General features: G+C 43.8%; 17 protein-coding genes. 1 reads left to right on the top strand and 16 read right to left on the bottom strand.

Features of this window, described 5'->3' with window-relative positions:
• Positions 1 to 20: 20 nt before the first annotated feature.
• The 8 genes from hisIE to QNI29_RS17800 are packed head-to-tail and all read right to left on the bottom strand — an operon-like array spanning position 21 to position 6,444.
• Complete coding sequence (gene hisIE, locus QNI29_RS17765; protein WP_231419023.1) at positions 21 to 650, bottom strand: bifunctional phosphoribosyl-AMP cyclohydrolase/phosphoribosyl-ATP diphosphatase HisIE; 630 nt, start codon at positions 648 to 650, stop codon at positions 21 to 23.
• Entirely contained in the window at positions 647 to 1,405 is a 759-nt protein-coding gene (hisF, locus tag QNI29_RS17770) for an imidazole glycerol phosphate synthase subunit HisF (protein WP_231419024.1), read from the bottom strand. The genes hisIE and hisF overlap by 4 nt, the downstream gene beginning before the upstream one ends.
• Complete coding sequence (gene hisA / locus QNI29_RS17775; protein WP_231419025.1) at positions 1,405 to 2,139, bottom strand: 1-(5-phosphoribosyl)-5-[(5-phosphoribosylamino)methylideneamino]imidazole-4-carboxamide isomerase; 735 nt, start codon at positions 2,137 to 2,139, stop codon at positions 1,405 to 1,407. The genes hisF and hisA overlap by 1 nt, the downstream gene beginning before the upstream one ends.
• Entirely contained in the window at positions 2,136 to 2,777 is a 642-nt protein-coding gene (gene hisH, locus QNI29_RS17780) for an imidazole glycerol phosphate synthase subunit HisH (RefSeq protein WP_231419026.1), read from the bottom strand. Before hisH ends, hisA begins: the two co-directional genes overlap by 4 nt.
• A complete protein-coding gene (hisB, locus tag QNI29_RS17785) occupies positions 2,778 to 3,371 on the bottom strand; it encodes an imidazoleglycerol-phosphate dehydratase HisB (protein WP_231419027.1) in 594 nt (197 codons plus the stop codon).
• Positions 3,368 to 4,645 carry a histidinol dehydrogenase gene (hisD, locus tag QNI29_RS17790; RefSeq protein ID WP_231419028.1) on the bottom strand — a complete coding sequence of 426 codons (1,278 nt, stop codon included), beginning with the start codon at positions 4,643 to 4,645 and terminating at the stop codon, positions 3,368 to 3,370. The genes hisB and hisD overlap by 4 nt, the downstream gene beginning before the upstream one ends.
• Before the next feature lie 13 nt (positions 4,646 to 4,658).
• Positions 4,659 to 5,279 carry an ATP phosphoribosyltransferase gene (gene hisG, locus QNI29_RS17795; protein ID WP_231419029.1) on the bottom strand — a complete coding sequence of 207 codons (621 nt, stop codon included), beginning with the start codon at positions 5,277 to 5,279 and terminating at the stop codon, positions 4,659 to 4,661.
• On the bottom strand, positions 5,272 to 6,444 hold the full coding sequence (locus tag QNI29_RS17800) for an ATP phosphoribosyltransferase regulatory subunit (RefSeq protein ID WP_231419030.1): 1,173 nt from the start codon (positions 6,442 to 6,444) through the stop codon (positions 5,272 to 5,274). The genes hisG and QNI29_RS17800 overlap by 8 nt, the downstream gene beginning before the upstream one ends.
• Positions 6,445 to 6,751: 307 nt before the next feature.
• Between QNI29_RS17800 and QNI29_RS17805 the strand changes: the two genes are divergently transcribed.
• A complete protein-coding gene (locus QNI29_RS17805) occupies positions 6,752 to 7,102 on the top strand; it encodes a YqfO family protein (protein ID WP_231419031.1) in 351 nt (116 codons plus the stop codon).
• Between the two features lie 105 nt (positions 7,103 to 7,207).
• Here QNI29_RS17805 and bioB read toward each other — a convergent pair whose 3' ends face one another.
• From bioB to QNI29_RS17845, 8 genes are all read right to left on the bottom strand, one after another.
• Complete coding sequence (bioB, locus tag QNI29_RS17810) at positions 7,208 to 8,194, bottom strand: biotin synthase BioB (RefSeq protein ID WP_231419032.1); 987 nt, start codon at positions 8,192 to 8,194, stop codon at positions 7,208 to 7,210.
• Positions 8,195 to 8,216: 22 nt separating this feature from the next.
• The gene (locus tag QNI29_RS17815) at positions 8,217 to 8,822 is read right to left on the bottom strand and encodes a biotin transporter BioY (RefSeq protein ID WP_231419033.1); all 606 of its coding nucleotides are present in this window, start codon (positions 8,820 to 8,822) and stop codon (positions 8,217 to 8,219) included.
• Positions 8,823 to 9,040: 218 nt separating this feature from the next.
• On the bottom strand, positions 9,041 to 9,865 hold the full coding sequence (locus tag QNI29_RS17820; RefSeq protein ID WP_284526577.1) for a hypothetical protein: 825 nt from the start codon (positions 9,863 to 9,865) through the stop codon (positions 9,041 to 9,043).
• Positions 9,866 to 9,919: 54 nt separating this feature from the next.
• Positions 9,920 to 11,584: a glycerol-3-phosphate dehydrogenase/oxidase gene (locus QNI29_RS17825; RefSeq protein WP_231419035.1), complete on the bottom strand. Its 1,665-nt coding sequence runs from the start codon at positions 11,582 to 11,584 to the stop codon at positions 9,920 to 9,922.
• Between the two features lie 648 nt (positions 11,585 to 12,232).
• On the bottom strand, positions 12,233 to 13,723 hold the full coding sequence (glpK, locus tag QNI29_RS17830) for a glycerol kinase GlpK (RefSeq protein WP_231419036.1): 1,491 nt from the start codon (positions 13,721 to 13,723) through the stop codon (positions 12,233 to 12,235).
• A gap of 25 nt (positions 13,724 to 13,748) precedes the next feature.
• Positions 13,749 to 14,579: an MIP/aquaporin family protein gene (locus QNI29_RS17835; protein WP_231419037.1), complete on the bottom strand. Its 831-nt coding sequence runs from the start codon at positions 14,577 to 14,579 to the stop codon at positions 13,749 to 13,751.
• Between the two features lie 193 nt (positions 14,580 to 14,772).
• Positions 14,773 to 15,318 carry a glycerol-3-phosphate responsive antiterminator gene (locus QNI29_RS17840; protein WP_231419038.1) on the bottom strand — a complete coding sequence of 182 codons (546 nt, stop codon included), beginning with the start codon at positions 15,316 to 15,318 and terminating at the stop codon, positions 14,773 to 14,775.
• A 161-nt stretch (positions 15,319 to 15,479) separates the two neighbouring features.
• Positions 15,480 to 16,007, bottom strand: coding sequence for an acyltransferase (locus tag QNI29_RS17845; RefSeq protein WP_231419039.1), 528 nt, complete (start codon positions 16,005 to 16,007; stop codon positions 15,480 to 15,482).

Below are 16,007 nucleotides of genomic sequence, written 5' to 3' on the forward strand. Positions count from 1 at the left end.
TCCGTTTTTATCCATGCCCTTTACTTTTTACGATTTCTTCCTTCTAAGGCTCCAAGAACATCATCGAATGGAACACCTCGTTCAGTCAGAAGCATCAGCGTGTGGAATAACAGATCTGCCGTTTCCCATGTTAACTCTTCAGGATCATTGTTTTTGGCCGCGATGATCACTTCTCCAGCTTCTTCGCCAACTTTTTTCAGAATACGGTCTACACCCTCCTGAAACAGCTGAGAAGTATAAGAACCCTCCGGCAACGTTGCTAAACGCTCTGCCAACGTACTCTGTAGATCATCTAAAATTTGATAACGATTGCTCTTCGCAACCGACTCGTTTCCATATACCGTCTCGTGGAAACAGGAGTAATCCCCTTTATGACAAGCCGGCCCTTCCGGAATGACCTGAAGCAAAACGGCGTCCTGATCACAGTCATATTTCATTGATTGGATAGACTGAGTATTCCCGGATGTAGCTCCTTTATGCCATAACTCCTGACGAGAACGGCTGTATAAGTGTGTTTCTCCAGTCACTACCGATTTTCGAACTGCCTCTTCATTCATATAAGCAAGAGTCAGAACTTCTTTACTACGTGCATCTTGTATAATCGCTGGTACTAGCCCTTTTTCATCAAATTGGATCGCCTCTACATTCATCGTACATGCACCCCATTTTCTCTAAGTTCTTCTTTTACCTTTTGAACAGATGTTTCTTTGTAGTGGAAGATCGAAGCAGCTAAAGCAGCATCCGCATCTACTTCATTAAATACATCAACGAAATGCTCCGCGTTGCCTGCACCACCTGAAGCGATAACCGGGACATCGACCACTTGCTGCACGGCCTTAAGGAGCCCTAAGTCAAATCCAGTTTTCTCGCCGTCTTGATCCATACTTGTTAATAGTATTTCTCCGGCCCCACGTTCGACGACGTGCTTAGCCCAATCGCACACTTCCCATTCCGTGGCATTTCTACCACCGTGCGTATAGACGCGCCAAGAGCCGATGGATTCATCGAAGCGAGCATCTATGGCCACAACAATACATTGCGCTCCGAAGAAATTTGATCCTTCTGTTATAAGTTCAGGCTTACGGACCGCTGCAGAATTTAAGGAAACTTTATCCGCCCCAGCTCTCAAGATAGCCCGCATATCCTCAAGCGAACCAATTCCGCCGCCGACAGTGAAAGGGATCGCGAGTGTTCCTGCTACTTCTCTAACGACTTCAATCATGGTTTTACGTCCTTCATGTGAAGCTGAAATATCTAGAAATACAAGCTCATCAGCGCCCTGCTCATCATAGACCGTAGCCAGTTCGACCGGATCGCCTGCATCACGGATCTGGACAAATTGAATTCCTTTTACCACACGCCCGTCTTTTACATCTAAACATGGGATAATCCTTTTTGTGAGCACTACGAATTCACCTCATCTAAGGCTTGTCGCAGGGGAAGTTCTTTTGTATAAATGGCTTTGCCTACGATCGCACCGCCAACATTTTGATTCTCATATCTCTTTAGTTCCACAAGATCAGCAATGTTCCTGACACCACCTGAAGCGATGACTTCTTTCCCCGTTTGCTTCGCTAAATCAACGATTTGATCTGTACTAGGACCACTCATCATACCATCCTTAGAGATATCCGTATAAATGAACGTTTCCACTCCTGCTTCTGCAAAGTACTGGCCAACTTCAACGGCTGTTCGATCCGATTTTGTAAGCCAGCCATCAGTTGCCACATACCCATCTCGAGCATCTAAGCCAATCGCAATTTTGCTTCCATACTCAGCGACTAGCTCTTTTGTTAATTCAGGATTAGAAATCGCCAAACTCCCGATAATAACCCGATCCACACCTCGATCTAAGTAATAGGCAGCATCCTCTTTATTCCGGATGCCTCCTCCCATCTGCACCTTTACAGATAGCTCGTTTACAACGCTCAGAATATGGTCAGCATTAATTCGCTTGCCTTCTTTGGCACCATCTAAATCAACCATATGGATCCACTCAGCGCCCTGGTCTTTAAAACCTTTTGCTACTTCAAATGGAGAGTCACCATAGATGGTCTCTTTATCGAAATCTCCTTGTTCTAACCGTACACATTTTCCGTTTTTCATATCAATTGCTGGATAGATTGTAAATGAACTCATGATTCGTCTCCTCTCTCTTGGACAAGGTTACAGAAGTTACGTAAGATCGTCATTCCCGTTTTGCCACTCTTCTCCGGGTGGAACTGGGCCCCAAACACATTCGCTCGTCCTACAACGGCAGGGACCTCTGTTTCGTATCTGGCACTTGCAATGATGTCTTCCTGTTGCTTAGCTTGAGCATAATAGGAATGTACAAAGTATACATAACCATCTTCGATTGAGTCGAGAAGGGGGGATTTCGGTTGGTGCTGGTCCAGGTGATTCCAACCCATATGAGGAACCTTGAAACGATTCCCGTCAGCATCTTTACCGGTGAAGCGAACAATACTGCCTGGCAGCAACCCTAAACCTTCTGTAAAGCCGCCTTCTTCACTTTCATCAAACAGAAGCTGCATACCTAAACAGATGCCTAGTAACGGCTTCCCGTTTCCTACTTTAGATAGAATAAATTCTTTCATCCCTGTTTCTTCAAGGGACTTCATCGCATCAGGGAATGCGCCTACACCAGGAAGGATCAACCCTTCACATTGAGCTAACTGCTCCGGGTCGTCTGTTAGAACATACGGAACGTCTAAACGTTCTAACGCCTTCGAAACGCTAAATAAATTCCCCATCCCGTAGTCAATAATTCCGATCATTTACAGACTCCCTTTCGTCGACATAATGCCCTGGATACGAGGATCAATCTGAGTCGCTTCGTCCAGCGCACGAGCAGTGGCTTTAAATATGGCTTCAATGATGTGGTGGGTGTTCGTTCCATGATGAACAACGATATGTAAATTCATTCTGGCTTCTAAAGCAAGCTTCCAGAAAAACTCATGAACATTTTCTGTATCAAACGTGCCCACTTTCGCAGCTGGTAATTCCGCTTTCCACTCAAGGTGTGGGCGATCACTAAGATCCACCGCTACCGTTACAAGCGTTTCATCCATCGGAAGAGAGAACGATCCATAACGTTTGATTCCTGCTTTGTCTAACAGTGCTTCTCTTAAAGCTCGCCCAAGGCAAATGCCAATATCCTCTGTTAGGTGATGGTCATCCACCTCCACATCTCCTTTTCCTTCAACTGTTAGATCAAAGAATCCATGTTTTTTAAATAACTCAAGCATATGAGTAAGAAACGGAACCTGCGTGTTGATCGTGCCTTTTCCTGTCCCGTCAATTGCTAAATCAAGAGAGATGTTGGTTTCCCCTGTTTCACGTTCAATTCGACTAACTCGTTCTTCTGTCATGACTCATCTGACCCCTTTCTCGTCTCTACTGCACGGGCGTGTGCTTCTAGTCCTTCTAGTCTCGCAAAGCGAGCAATCTTATCAGCGTTCTTCTCATAGGAAGTTTTGCTGTAGTAAATCACACTAGATTTCTTCACAAAGTCATCCACATTTAAAGGGCTTGAGAATCGTGCGGTACCACTTGTCGGCAATACGTGGTTCGGTCCAGCAAAGTAGTCTCCGATCGGTTCCGAACTAAATCGACCTAAAAAGATCGCCCCGGCATGTTTAATTTTCCCTAAAAGCATAAAAGGATCTTCCGTCTGAATTTCTAAGTGCTCTGGACCTAAACGGTTCACTGCATCGATCGCTTGTGCCAAGTTATCGCAAACAACAATACCTCCGTAGTCTTTAACACTCGCTTCGGCAATCGCTTTTCGAGGAAGTGTTGCTAACTGTCGTTCAACTTCCAAGGAAACCTCATCAGCTAGCGTTTTAGAAGAGGTAACGAGAACGCTTGATGAACGGGCATCGTGCTCTGCTTGTGATAACAAATCAGCCGCGATGTCTTCTGCCCTGGCTGTATCATCGGCTAATACAACAATTTCACTTGGACCGGCAATCATATCAATATCAACGTCCCCAAAGACTTCCCGCTTCGCAAGAGCGACATAAACGTTGCCAGGCCCGACAATTTTATCAACAGGCTGAATGGATTCTGTTCCATAAGCAAGAGCCGCAACGGCTTGCGCTCCTCCTGCTTTGTAAATTTCTTTAACGCCTGCAATTTCAGCAGCGACAAGCACTCCTGCTGGCAATGTGCCTTCTTCAGATGGAGGGGAGACCATAACGATTCGTTCTACACCAGCTACAATAGCAGGCATGACGTTCATGAACACAGATGAAGGGTAAGCTGCTGTTCCACCTGGCACATAGACACCCACCGCATCAAGAGGCGTAATCTTTTGCCCAAGTATGGTCCCGTCCTCGTCTGTATCAAACCAGGAATTCCGAACTTGTTTTAAGTGAAAGGCACGAATGTTAGCGCACGCTTCTTCAAGGATCGCTATATCTTCTGAATCTAACTGACTGCGCGCTTCCTGAAACTCTTCCTCCGATACAGCCAAACTACTCAAGTCAGCTCCATCTAGCTGTTTCGTATAGGACAAGACAGCTTGGTCTTTTTGTTTTTTGACGTCGGATAGAATGGTTCGAACCGTAGCCCGTTGTTCCTCTGTTCCTCCGTCCACCGTTCGCTTAAATGCATCCAAATTGTCCGGCGTAATGATCTTCATAGTTCCGACCTCCTTACACGTACTCACTCAGCGCTTCAATCAGCGGGTCGAGTTGTTCATTTTTGATCCGATAACTAACAGGATTCACAATAAAGCGGGATGTAATATCCGCTATTCTTTCATACTCAACAAGTCCATTTTCACGAAGGGTCTGACCTGATGAAACGATATCCACGATCCGGTCTGTCAAACCAATAAGGGGTGCCAATTCAATGGAACCATTCAGAGGAATGATTTCAATTTGTTCACCTTGCTCACGGAAATACTCGGATGCAACACGAGGATACTTCGTCGCAATCTTCGGAGCAATCTTGCTAAGCGGCTTGTCAGGCAACCCGGCTACAGCGAGGTAACATCCACTTATGTTTAAGTCTAGCACTTCGTACACATCGCGGTCCTGTTCTAATAGGACATCTTTACCCGCAATTCCGCAGTCTGCAGCTCCGTATTCAACATAGGTGACCACATCCATCGGTTTCGCCATCATTAGGCGTACTTTATATTCAGGAAATTCTAAGATCAATTTCCTTGAATCCTCAACATCTGTGAAATCATAGCCAACTTTCTGCAGAAGTTCAGCAGCCTCTTCAAAAATTCTTCCCTTTGGCATGGCGATCGTTAACCAATTATTCAACAGAAGCGCCCCCTTCCGTCATATCAATTACTTGTTTGTAGCTGTTTTGTCCTTCTTCATAGTACGCTTTGTTCTGCAAAATCACTCGTTCTCCTTCAGTTCGCAGTTCTTGCGCGACTTGTAACCCCTGGTCAAAGGTATGCGGCTCATACATTACAAGAATAGGCCCCTTGTCACTCGCATGTTGTTCCATAGCTTCAACTAAGCGATCCACCCGTATCGCAAATCCTGTTGCTGAAGCTTTCGATTGGAAGGTTGGAAGCAACTGGTCATACCGACCGCCGTTACATAGAAGCGATCCTAAATGAGGCGCATACCCCTCAAACAAGATACCTGTGTAATAGCTCATATGGCTAATGAGGTTTAAATCAAAGGAGACATAGTCACTCACCCCATACGACTCAAGGAGCTGCTGCAACTGTTTTAATTCTCTCGTCGCTTGGTGACAAGCTCCATTGGTCGTGATCTCTTCGGCTGTTGCTAAGACATCTTTCTGACCTCTTAAAGAAAGCAGTTGTTTCATTCTGGCTTTATTATCATCAGAAAGATCAACTTGCCCTAATGCTTTACGGAAACCAACATAATTCTTTCTATATAAATAACGGAGGAATTCTTCTTGAGTTTCCTCTTCGTCGCCGAACACTTCTTTCAATAACCCTTTCACGTAACCAATATGGCCTACCGTTAACTGAAACTCTTCAAGACCGGCTGCCTTAAGCGTTTCAATTTGCAAAGCAATGACTTCTGCATCAGCGTATACCGAGTTCTCCCCAATATACTCTACACCGACTTGCTCAAATTGCGCCGGTTTGCCCCCTTCAATCTGTTGAGCGCGAAAGACTGGACCATCGTAACTTAAACGAAGAGGATATCCTTGCTCCTTCAGCTGAGACGCTGCTACACGTGCAATCGGCGCTGTCAGATCCGGGCGAAGAACTAGTGTGTGCCCTTGTTGGTCCAGTAATTTAAATAATTGCGTTTCTTCAATTGCACTAGCCTCTCCGACCGTTTCTAAGTATTCCATCATCGGGGTATCAAGAAATTTGTATCCCCAGGATTCAATTTTATAGGAAACAGCTTCACGAGCTTTTCGTTTCTGTTGATAGAAAAAAGGAAGCGTATCTCGCATTCCTAGTGGTTTTTCGAACGTAAGACGATTTGTCAAAACAATGTGCCCCTCTCTAATTCCGTTGATTTGAGTAAAATAATCAAAATCCTTTAGCGTGCTAATACGATAACATGATAAAGAAAGATCGTCAACGAATCTATCTTTCCCCTCTACGTCTTATCTTCCCCAAAACTATAGAGAGCAAAGCCGGAATTCATACCAAGGATGAGGAGCATTGAGGGTATAAATATTAATTTTTATCATGTATATATCTGAGAGTGCTTCAAATGATAGGAGGTGTTCATTAGCCGCTTTAATAAAGGTGTGATAAAATTTTTGTGAGTAAAGATTTGGAGGAAATAACATGAAATTATTACCGATCTATCGAATCAGGACCTTTGTGGTGCCTGAACACTTAGAGAATGTAATTGAAGGCGTCTTAGCGATCGACGAGCTGAAATATGGAAATTATAAAAATGTCGCCTGGCATTCAAATGATGGAGTCGAACAATTCGTTCCTTCTGAAGACGCCGTCCCAACAGAAGGAGAAGCCGGGGAGAGGACAAAAGTAACATCGGTCCGATTAGAGTTTTCTATTCCAAGAGATGAAGACCTGTTAAAGCGCATCATAGAAGAAGGCATTTACCCAAACCATCCTTGGGATGAGCCCGTTGTACAAGTGACAGAAGAACAGGAAGCTCGTAGACACCAATAAACTACAGTTATCGGTTACGAATTGTAATGAACAAAGACAAAGGAACAAAAAAAGACGAAACCCATTCGATTTCGTCTTTTTTCTTATATTCAATTGATGAACCTATCACACAAGCTCTTCCTCTTTGACATAATCGATCTCAAACCCTAAATCTCTTATCATTTGGTGATCTTCCGTACTCTCTTGCCCATCCGTTGTTAAATAATCCCCCACAAAGATTGAATTAGCCGGATAAAGGCCTAGCGGTTGTAAACTTCGCAAATTAACTTCACGTCCGCCTGAGACACGAATTTCCTTCGTCGGATTGATAAAGCGAAATAAGCTTAACACCTTCAAACAGTATGTAGGAGAAAGCTCGTCTGTCCCTTCAAGAGCCGTGCCATCAATAGCGTGAAGGAAATTGACAGGTATGGAATCAGCGTCTAACGCTTTTAACGCACGCGCCATATCCACAACATCCTCTTTTGTTTCTTTCATTCCGACAATGACTCCAGAACAAGGAGAAATTCCGGCTTCTTTTGCATAATTGACCGTTCCGACTCGATCCTCATACGTATGACTCGTTGTAATCGCCTCATGATGGTTCTCTGACGTATTTACGTTATGGTTATACCGATCGACGCCTGCTTCCTTTAACTGCTTTGCCTGCTCAGGCTTTAAGATCCCGAGGCATGCACAGATTTTAAGGTCATACGTTTCTTTAATTTCTTTAACAGCTGAGGTAACGATATTCAATTCCCTTGTTGTCGGCCCGCGGCCACTAGCTACAATGCAATACGTTCCGGAATGTAAGCGGTGAGCTTGCTCAGCCCCTTTCATAATCGTTTCTTTATCCATCATGCGATATTTCTGAATAGGAGCTTTTGAATCGATCGATTGAGCACAGTATCCACAGTTCTCAGGGCAAAACCCAGATTTCGTGTTGATAATCATATTGAGTTTCACTTTATTCCCATAATAATGCTTCCTTACCTGGTAGGCACTATGAAGTAAATCGAGCAACTCATCATCCGGGCAATCCAAGACAGCAATTGCTTCCTGATCTGTCAGTTCTTCTCCTTGCAACACCTTTTCAGCTAACTTCCCCCACATCCTACTTCCCCCTATCCTATAGTTACGCTACGGATTTACGTCTTTCTCGTCTGAACTGACTGTTTGCCAACACACTTCGTTCAAGACGCAATCCAAGGAATGCCGCCACCACACTTAACGCAATATCTTTTGGTAACGGGAACATCATCCAACCCCAGGCCATTGTATAGGTAAAACCTTCCGGAGCATCAAACCACAGAACATAAGCGGCATACATCCAATTCGTACCGAAAATGTAGTTAAAGGCCATCCCAATGAGACCGGCCGCAATGTACATAGGCAATGTACGCTTCTTCTCAACAATTTTTCCAGCAATATATGCCACTGCAATATAAGAAATGATAAAGCCGAACGTAGGTCCAAGCAGCATACCTGCTCCACCTTTAAATTGTGCAAATATAGGCGTACCTGCTAACCCGAGTAACATGTAAACTAGCATCGAGAATGCTCCAAGGCGACTCCCAAGAACCAACCCTGCTAGTATAGCGAAGAAAGTCTGTAATGTAATCGGTACCCCACCAATGACCATAAACGGAGCAATACTGGTGATATTAGCCCCCACAGCCATCATAGCAACAAACAAACTCCCCATTGTAATGTCTAAAGCTGTCCACTTCCTCATTCCCATTCTCTTTCCTCCCTTTCATTGTTAACTAAAACAACTCATTGGTTAACATTTAAAGATAGAGTATCATAGATTGGGAGAAATTTCATTAGAAAATTTTCTTTCTCACCTCTCACCCAGAGAATTGCTTCAAGAAAAGAAGTAGCATATTAAGCACACCTCGACATGTTAAGACAAATAAAAAAACCTATAAGCGCTAGGTCTTCCTAGCACTTATAGGCTTACATACTTCGGCGGTGATTGATCATATACAAGAAAAGCTGCAACGACTCTGGCATGGCCTCTTGGTCATAGCGTTGTAAGAGAAATCCTGATTTAGAGCCGAAACGATCTGCGGCTTCAAGGGGGATGGCATCTTTTTTCATTTCAACTACGCTCAATTGTTCTGGATTTAATACGGTAATCGTGTCCATAAACTTATCGGGTGTAGCTTGCCATAACAAGTGGTCTTGTTCGTACATATAAAATTCTAATCCTCCGCCTTTTCTCCACACTTCTTCCATATAGAAAGCAAGCGAATCATCTGGAGTTTTCACAAAATACCGTCCCTTTAGCCCACCTTTTTTCTCAATCTTAAAGGTTAACTGGTTCTCTAAATTAAAATAAGCAAACCATCTAGGCGCAAAGGGGTGAGCATTGAGGATGGCAGCAATTCCGGAAGCAAACTTCCAATACCATGGCCCTTCTTCCTTCACATAAGAGTAAAGGTCTCCGTGCATATCATACAGACGTCCGGTGTGTTCATACGTTACCTCCGTACTTAGAAACATCTTCATAGGCCAGCCAGTGGCAGAGGAATGTCCTACCGCGTCCACCTGCTTCTCAGCTAGCTTTGAGAAGCGAAAGTCACGAGCAGCACTCCCCATCATAGCGATCCCAATAAAGAAAAACGGTAACGCTAAAACAGCCAAATTCCAAACATTAAACGAAAAGAGAAAGGGGGATAAGAACAAGAGAAGTGTAACCCCCAGAAATATACTTCCTAATCGGACTTGCCGCTTTGCGTCATTACGCAGCAATTCTTGCATATTTTGCATACCTTTCACCTTCTTCAACTATTCTTCTTATCTATACGAATAAAAGAAGGAAAACGTTTCACATTATTGAGCCGGAATCGGCGTAACCGCTTCTTCTAGTAGCTCAATAAGTTCATAAATATAGATGTCGATCTGCTCGTCAGTCCAATTGAACGTTCTAGCCATATAAGCTATTACAGATTCTTTATGCTTATGAACCCAGTGGATATCAAAGAATAAAGCACCTGTACGGCGAATAAAGAAGTCAACTGGTTTAGCAGTTAGCTCATACTCAATGCCATATTTCAGCATCGCGAATACAAGAGGGTCTACGCCTTCACGTTCAGCTTCGTCCTGGTTGTTCTGGAAGTATTCAAATACTTTCCCTACGTTCGCACCATAAAGCTGTACAAGACCTCTTGCTTGTTCCTCAGTCAGACCATAAGCGATTCCCTCGCCTGTCTTACGCTCTTTGAATTTCTGGAATCCTTTCGCTCCGCCTACTTCACCACCGGAGATTGGAAGTTCTTTCGTTTGGCTCTTCGGATAGTCCTTGCCTGTTTCATCTTTTAACTGCTCTGTTACTAAGTTAATGACGTTTTCAGCCATTTTGCGGTAACCCGTTAATTTACCACCAGCAATTGAAATCAGGCCAGATTCAGATTCAAAGATTTCGTCTTTACGAGAAATTTCTGATGGATCTTTCCCTTCCTCGTGAATCAATGGACGTAAACCAGCCCAGCTGGATTCTACGTCATTTGCCGTAATAGAAAGGCTTGGGAACATATAGTCAATCGCACTTAGGATATAATCGCGATCGTCGACCGTCATTTTCGGATGCGCAATCTCACCTTCATATACGGTATCCGTAGTCCCTACATACGTTTTACCGTCACGTGGAATCGCAAAGACCATGCGATCATCTGGAGTATCGAAATAGATTGCCTGTTGTAGAGGGAATGTTTGCTGATCAAATACAAGGTGTACCCCTTTTGTCAGCTGTAAGGTCTTCCCTTTCTTTGAACCATCTTTTTCACGCAATGTATCTACCCATGGTCCACCTGCGTTAACAATCTTCTTCGCATAAAGATGACGACGCTCACCAGATAATTGGTCTTCCACCTCAACACCTTTTACTTTTCCTTCTTCATATAAGAAATCCACAACTTTTGTATAATTAAGAGCCTGAGCTCCTTTTTGAACAGCTTTTTTCATGACTTCAAGCGTTAGACGAGCATCATCTGTACGGTACTCAACATAGTACCCCCCGCCTTTAAGTCCATTGCGTTTAACTAGCGGTTCACGCTTCAATGTTTCTTTCGCAGAAAGCATTTTGCGTCGCTCACTCTTCTTAACACCTGCTAGATAGTCATACACACGAAGGCCAACGTTTGTAGAGAATGGCCCGAAATTACCACCTTTGTGGAATGGAAGTAGCATCCACTCTGGTGTCGTTACGTGAGGACCGTTTTGATAAACGATATCGCGCTCTTTACCTACCTCTGCTACCATCGCTACTTGGAACTGTTTTAAATAACGTAGACCACCGTGTACGAGTTTCGTTGAACGACTTGATGTACCAGCAGCAAAATCTTGCATCTCTAGAACACCTGTTGTTAACCCTCGCGTAGCCGAATCAAGCGCAATACCAGCACCTGTAATCCCGCCACCAATGACTAATACATCAAGGGTTTCTTTCTCCATCTCATTATAGATCTCATTTCGTTGTAAACTAGAAAATGTCTTCATTTAATATTCGCTCCTTTTACCAATACTCCGATTCAGTTGCCTACAATAATGGTATACCCAAGAATCCCTTAATGTACGCTAGAGATTTTGAAGGGATGTGCCCCTTACAAAAGCGGAAGGGCCCGTTTATCCCCGACCAGCTTAAGTCAAACTGCGAAATGAAGCGATTTTCTTCATGCAGCAGTTGGACTTAAGACCTCGAGGGGATGGGCCCTGCAGCTAGACGCTACCCAAAAGCGGAAGGGCCCGTCTATCCCCGACCAGCTTAAGTCAAACTGCGGAATGAAGCGATTTTCTTCATGCAGCAGTTGGACTTAAGACCTCGAGGGGATGGGCCCTGCAGCTAGACGCTATCAAAAGCGGAAGGGCCCGTCTATCCCCGACCAGCTTAAGTCAAACTGCGGAATGAAGCGATTTTCTTCATGCAGCAATTTGACTTAAGACCTCGAGGGGATGGGCCTTACAACCACGCTCACATCATCAGGCTCAAAGAGTACATAGGCATAAAAAAAGAGACCACAAACCCCTTTACAGTTTCCCTGTAAAGGACTTGTGGTCTCTCCGTTTCTCCAACCGAATCGTGTTAACTTGTAATTTAATTATAACAGAATTATACGATTTGCATACCATTCTGCTTAAAAATAAGAATTATTTAAATGCTTGGGCTGCTTTAACAGCTCTTTGCCAGCCATCGTAAAGCTCTTCACGCTTCTCTTCAGAGATCTGCGGTTCGAAAGTTTGATCTTTCTGCCAACGCTCTTCAATTTTATCTTTGCTATCCCAGTAACCAACAGCAAGACCAGCCAGATAAGCTGCACCTAGAGCTGTTGTTTCATTTACCGTTGGACGTTCAACTTGGGTATTGATCATATCACTTTGGAACTGCATAAGGAAGTTGTTCTTCACAGCCCCACCATCCACACGCATCGTCTTCAAGTCTAGACCAGAGTCGCTAATCATTGCGTTAAGGACATCTTTTGTCTGATAAGCAAGAGATTCTAAAGTAGCGCGGACGAAATGCTCTTTTTTCGTTCCACGAGTCAGCCCGAATACAGCTCCTCGTACATCACTATCCCAGTAAGGAGTACCCAGACCAACAAAGGCAGGCACAACGTATACGCCATCCGTTGAGTCTACATCTCCTGCTAGCTTCTCACTCTGAGGAGCATCTTGGATCATTTGAAGACCATCACGAAGCCACTGGATAGCTGAACCTGAAACGAAGATGCTTCCTTCAAGCGCATATTCAACTTTTCCATCAAGTCCCCATGCAATAGTTGTTAGAAGTCCATGATCAGATTTAACAGGTTCTTCACCTGTGTTCATCAGCATGAATCCACCTGTACCATACGTATTCTTGGCCATTCCTTTTTCAAAGCAAGCTTGACCAAACAGAGCTGACTGTTGATCCCCTGCTACACCCGCAATTGGAACCTCATTTCCAAAGAAGTGATAGTCGACCGTATCCGCATACACTTCAGAAGATGGACGAACTTCAGGAAGCATAGACTTTGGCACGCCTAGAATTTCAAGCAGTTCATCATCCCATTTTAAGTCATAGATGTTATACATCAGTGTACGGGACGCATTCGAATAATCGGTAACGTGAGCTTTTCCACCTGATAGCTTATAAATTAACCATGTATCGATCGTACCGAACATTAGGTCGCCATTGTCAGCTTTTTCACGAGCTCCCTCTACGTTATCAAGGATCCATTTCACTTTTGTTCCTGCGAAGTATGGGTCAAGTAAGAGACCTGTTTTGTCACGGAACGTGTCGTTATAGCCCTGTTCACGAAGTTCGTTACAGATCGGAGCTGTTTGGCGAGATTGCCATACAACCGCTTTGTAAATAGGACGGCCTGAATGCTTATCCCAAACAACTGTTGTTTCACGCTGGTTTGTAATGCCGATCCCAGCAATCTGGTCAGACTCAATTTCTGACTTTCTAAGTACATCTGCAATACACCCTAGTACAGACGTCCAAATTTCATTCGCATCATGTTCGACCCAACCTGGTTTTTCGAAGAATTGTTGAAATTCCTTTTGAGCCGTTTCAACAATTACCCCTTCTTTATTAAATAAAATCGCTCTGGAACTTGTTGTTCCCTGGTCAATTGATAAAATATATTTTTCCATTTCTCTCATCTCCCTTTATCTTAAATTATGCGTTTGCACCTGATGACTGAACGTCTTTGCTGTTGGCTTTCTTCAATTCTATACGTGCAGCCGTTAAAAAGATAACCAAAATGATTACGGTAAATACCCAAAAAGCTACCATGAGATCGTTCACAAAAATGGCTTTATAGAAAAGACCGCCGTAGATTCCACCTATAATTGGTCCTAGGAATGGTACCCACGCGTATCTCCAATCTGATGTTCCCTTACCTGGAATCGGTAAAACATAGTGCGCAATACGAGGTCCGATATCACGAGCAGGGTTAATCGCATATCCTGTCGTACCACCTAGCGACATTCCGATTGCGGTAATAAGAAGACCTACAATCGCAGGGTTTAATCCTTCTGTAAAATCATTAGCTCCAATAAATAATAATCCCATTACTAACATAAACGTTCCTATGATTTCGCTTACAAGGTTCGATAAAGGACTTCTTATAGCCGGATCAGTTGAGAACACTGCCAACTTGGCTCCCTTATCCTCTGTTGCTTTCCAGTGCGGTAAATAGTGAAAGAACACTATGATCGCACCAAGGAATGCTCCTAAAAATTGCGCTGTTAAGTATTTTGGCACTTTACTCCATGGGAAATCTCCCACCATTGCAAACCCAAGCGTTACAGCTGGATTAATATGAGCGCCACTCACTTGTCCAACAGCGTAAACTCCAAATGTTACCGCAAGTCCCCAACCGATAGAAATTAATACCCAACTGGTACCTTCGGCTTTGGACCCTTTAAGGACAACGCCGCCTACGACGCCACCACCAAAGATGATTAAAATCATGGTGCCAATCAATTCGCCTATAAATTCTGTCATAATATACCTTCTTTCTAAAGATGCTGGCTTAGATAGCTATACCACTTTTCGGGATAGAAAAAACCACACGCTTCTTGAATAGGACCCTCGTATCTTAAAAGTCCTGCAAGTGCGTGTGGTTCTCCTGCTCTCCGCCACTAATGTTAACTTGTACTGAACACTATACTACCCATTGAAAACGCTGTCAACTTTTTTAGATTTCCCACAATTCTTTACGTGAAGTTGAAACAGCATGAGCGCCTGCATCTAAAGCAAGTTGAACGTCTTCTTTCGTTCGAATCAAACCGCCAGCGATTATTGGAATTTGTAGCTCTTCTTTAATTTCTGATATAAATGATGGGATAAGTCCTGGTAACACCTCAACATAGTCTGGTTGAGTTTTCTTCATAATGGCTACATTTCGATCCAAGGCCTGACTATCAATTAAAAACAACCGTTGAATCGCCAATATATTATGTTTCTTCGCAGCTGTGATCACATTTGATCGCGTTGAGATCACACCATGGGGCTTCACTTCATGAAACAAGAACTCAAGACCGAAATCATCGTTTTTAAGCCCCTGAATTAAATCCGTATGCACAAGAACCTTCTTACCGTGCTTGCGCGCTTTCTTAACCAACTTAGGTAAGAGCGATAACCTGGTTTCTAATAAGATAATAACCTCCTCATCACTCTCGATAAGCTGCTCAAAATGCTTCACACTCTTTACAGCCGACAAGACCCCTTTCGGCAATTCCATACCCTTTCCTCCTTTAACGTACCACCACGTGCCAGACACCCTTCCTCACACTAAAGCGTTACTAGAGTAAATGGTGTCTGACACCCTGCTATTCTGTAACGCGGTGATGTGTTGATGGGTGGTTCATTTTCGTTTTAGATGTAAAAAAGGACTAGTAGTGGCTAGTCCTTTAAAAATCCGTCTTCCTGTTGGCGTCGCTTCATTTCATCCTGGTCATAAATAACACGCATGGGGTTACCGCCGACAAAACTTCCAGCAGGAACATCTTTATGCACAAGGGTTCCGGCTGAAACGATGGCGTCATCTCCAATTGTAATCCCTGGTAAGATCGTTGAGTTGGCTCCAATCATCACATTGCTACCGATCTTCACCTCACCCAAGCGGTACTCTTTAATGAGATACTCATGCGCTAAAATCGTTGTGTTATAACCGATCACTGTATTTCGTCCAACCGAGATTTTTTCAGGAAACATCACATCGAGCATCACCATCAGAGCAAAAGCCGCCTGGTCTCCAACGTCCATTCGGAGAAACGTGCGATACAGCCAGTTCTTTACGGGTAGAAATGGCGTATAGCGAGCCAGTTGAATGACGATAAAGTTTTTTACGACTTTCCAAAATGGCACCGTTTTATAAATGTGCCATAACGAATTAGCCTCTTTGACACGATGACGCTCGGTGTTTCTCAT

This window comes from Pontibacillus chungwhensis (assembly GCF_030166655.1).
Lineage (GTDB): Bacteria > Bacillota > Bacilli > Bacillales > BH030062 > Pontibacillus.

What these genes read in the sequence shown, in the direction of transcription:
- hisIE (WP_231419023.1), bottom strand. Translation starts at nt 650, where the DNA reads ATGAATGTAGAGGCGATCCAATTTGATGAAAAAGGGCTAGTACCAGCG.
- hisA (WP_231419025.1), bottom strand. Translation starts at nt 2,139, where the DNA reads ATGAGTTCATTTACAATCTATCCAGCAATTGATATGAAAAACGGAAAA.
- hisH (WP_231419026.1), bottom strand. Translation starts at nt 2,777, where the DNA reads ATGATCGGAATTATTGACTACGGGATGGGGAATTTATTTAGCGTTTCG.
- hisB (WP_231419027.1), bottom strand. Translation starts at nt 3,371, where the DNA reads ATGACAGAAGAACGAGTTAGTCGAATTGAACGTGAAACAGGGGAAACC.
- hisD (WP_231419028.1), bottom strand. Translation starts at nt 4,645, where the DNA reads ATGAAGATCATTACGCCGGACAATTTGGATGCATTTAAGCGAACGGTG.
- QNI29_RS17805 (WP_231419031.1), top strand. Translation starts at nt 6,752, where the DNA reads ATGAAATTATTACCGATCTATCGAATCAGGACCTTTGTGGTGCCTGAA.
- bioB (WP_231419032.1), bottom strand. Translation starts at nt 8,194, where the DNA reads ATGTGGGGGAAGTTAGCTGAAAAGGTGTTGCAAGGAGAAGAACTGACA.
- QNI29_RS17815 (WP_231419033.1), bottom strand. Translation starts at nt 8,822, where the DNA reads ATGGGAATGAGGAAGTGGACAGCTTTAGACATTACAATGGGGAGTTTG.
- QNI29_RS17825 (WP_231419035.1), bottom strand. Translation starts at nt 11,584, where the DNA reads ATGAAGACATTTTCTAGTTTACAACGAAATGAGATCTATAATGAGATG.
- glpK (WP_231419036.1), bottom strand. Translation starts at nt 13,723, where the DNA reads ATGGAAAAATATATTTTATCAATTGACCAGGGAACAACAAGTTCCAGA.
- QNI29_RS17835 (WP_231419037.1), bottom strand. Translation starts at nt 14,579, where the DNA reads ATGACAGAATTTATAGGCGAATTGATTGGCACCATGATTTTAATCATC.
- QNI29_RS17840 (WP_231419038.1), bottom strand. Translation starts at nt 15,318, where the DNA reads ATGGAATTGCCGAAAGGGGTCTTGTCGGCTGTAAAGAGTGTGAAGCAT.
- QNI29_RS17845 (WP_231419039.1), bottom strand. Translation starts at nt 16,007, where the DNA reads ATGAGAAACACCGAGCGTCATCGTGTCAAAGAGGCTAATTCGTTATGG.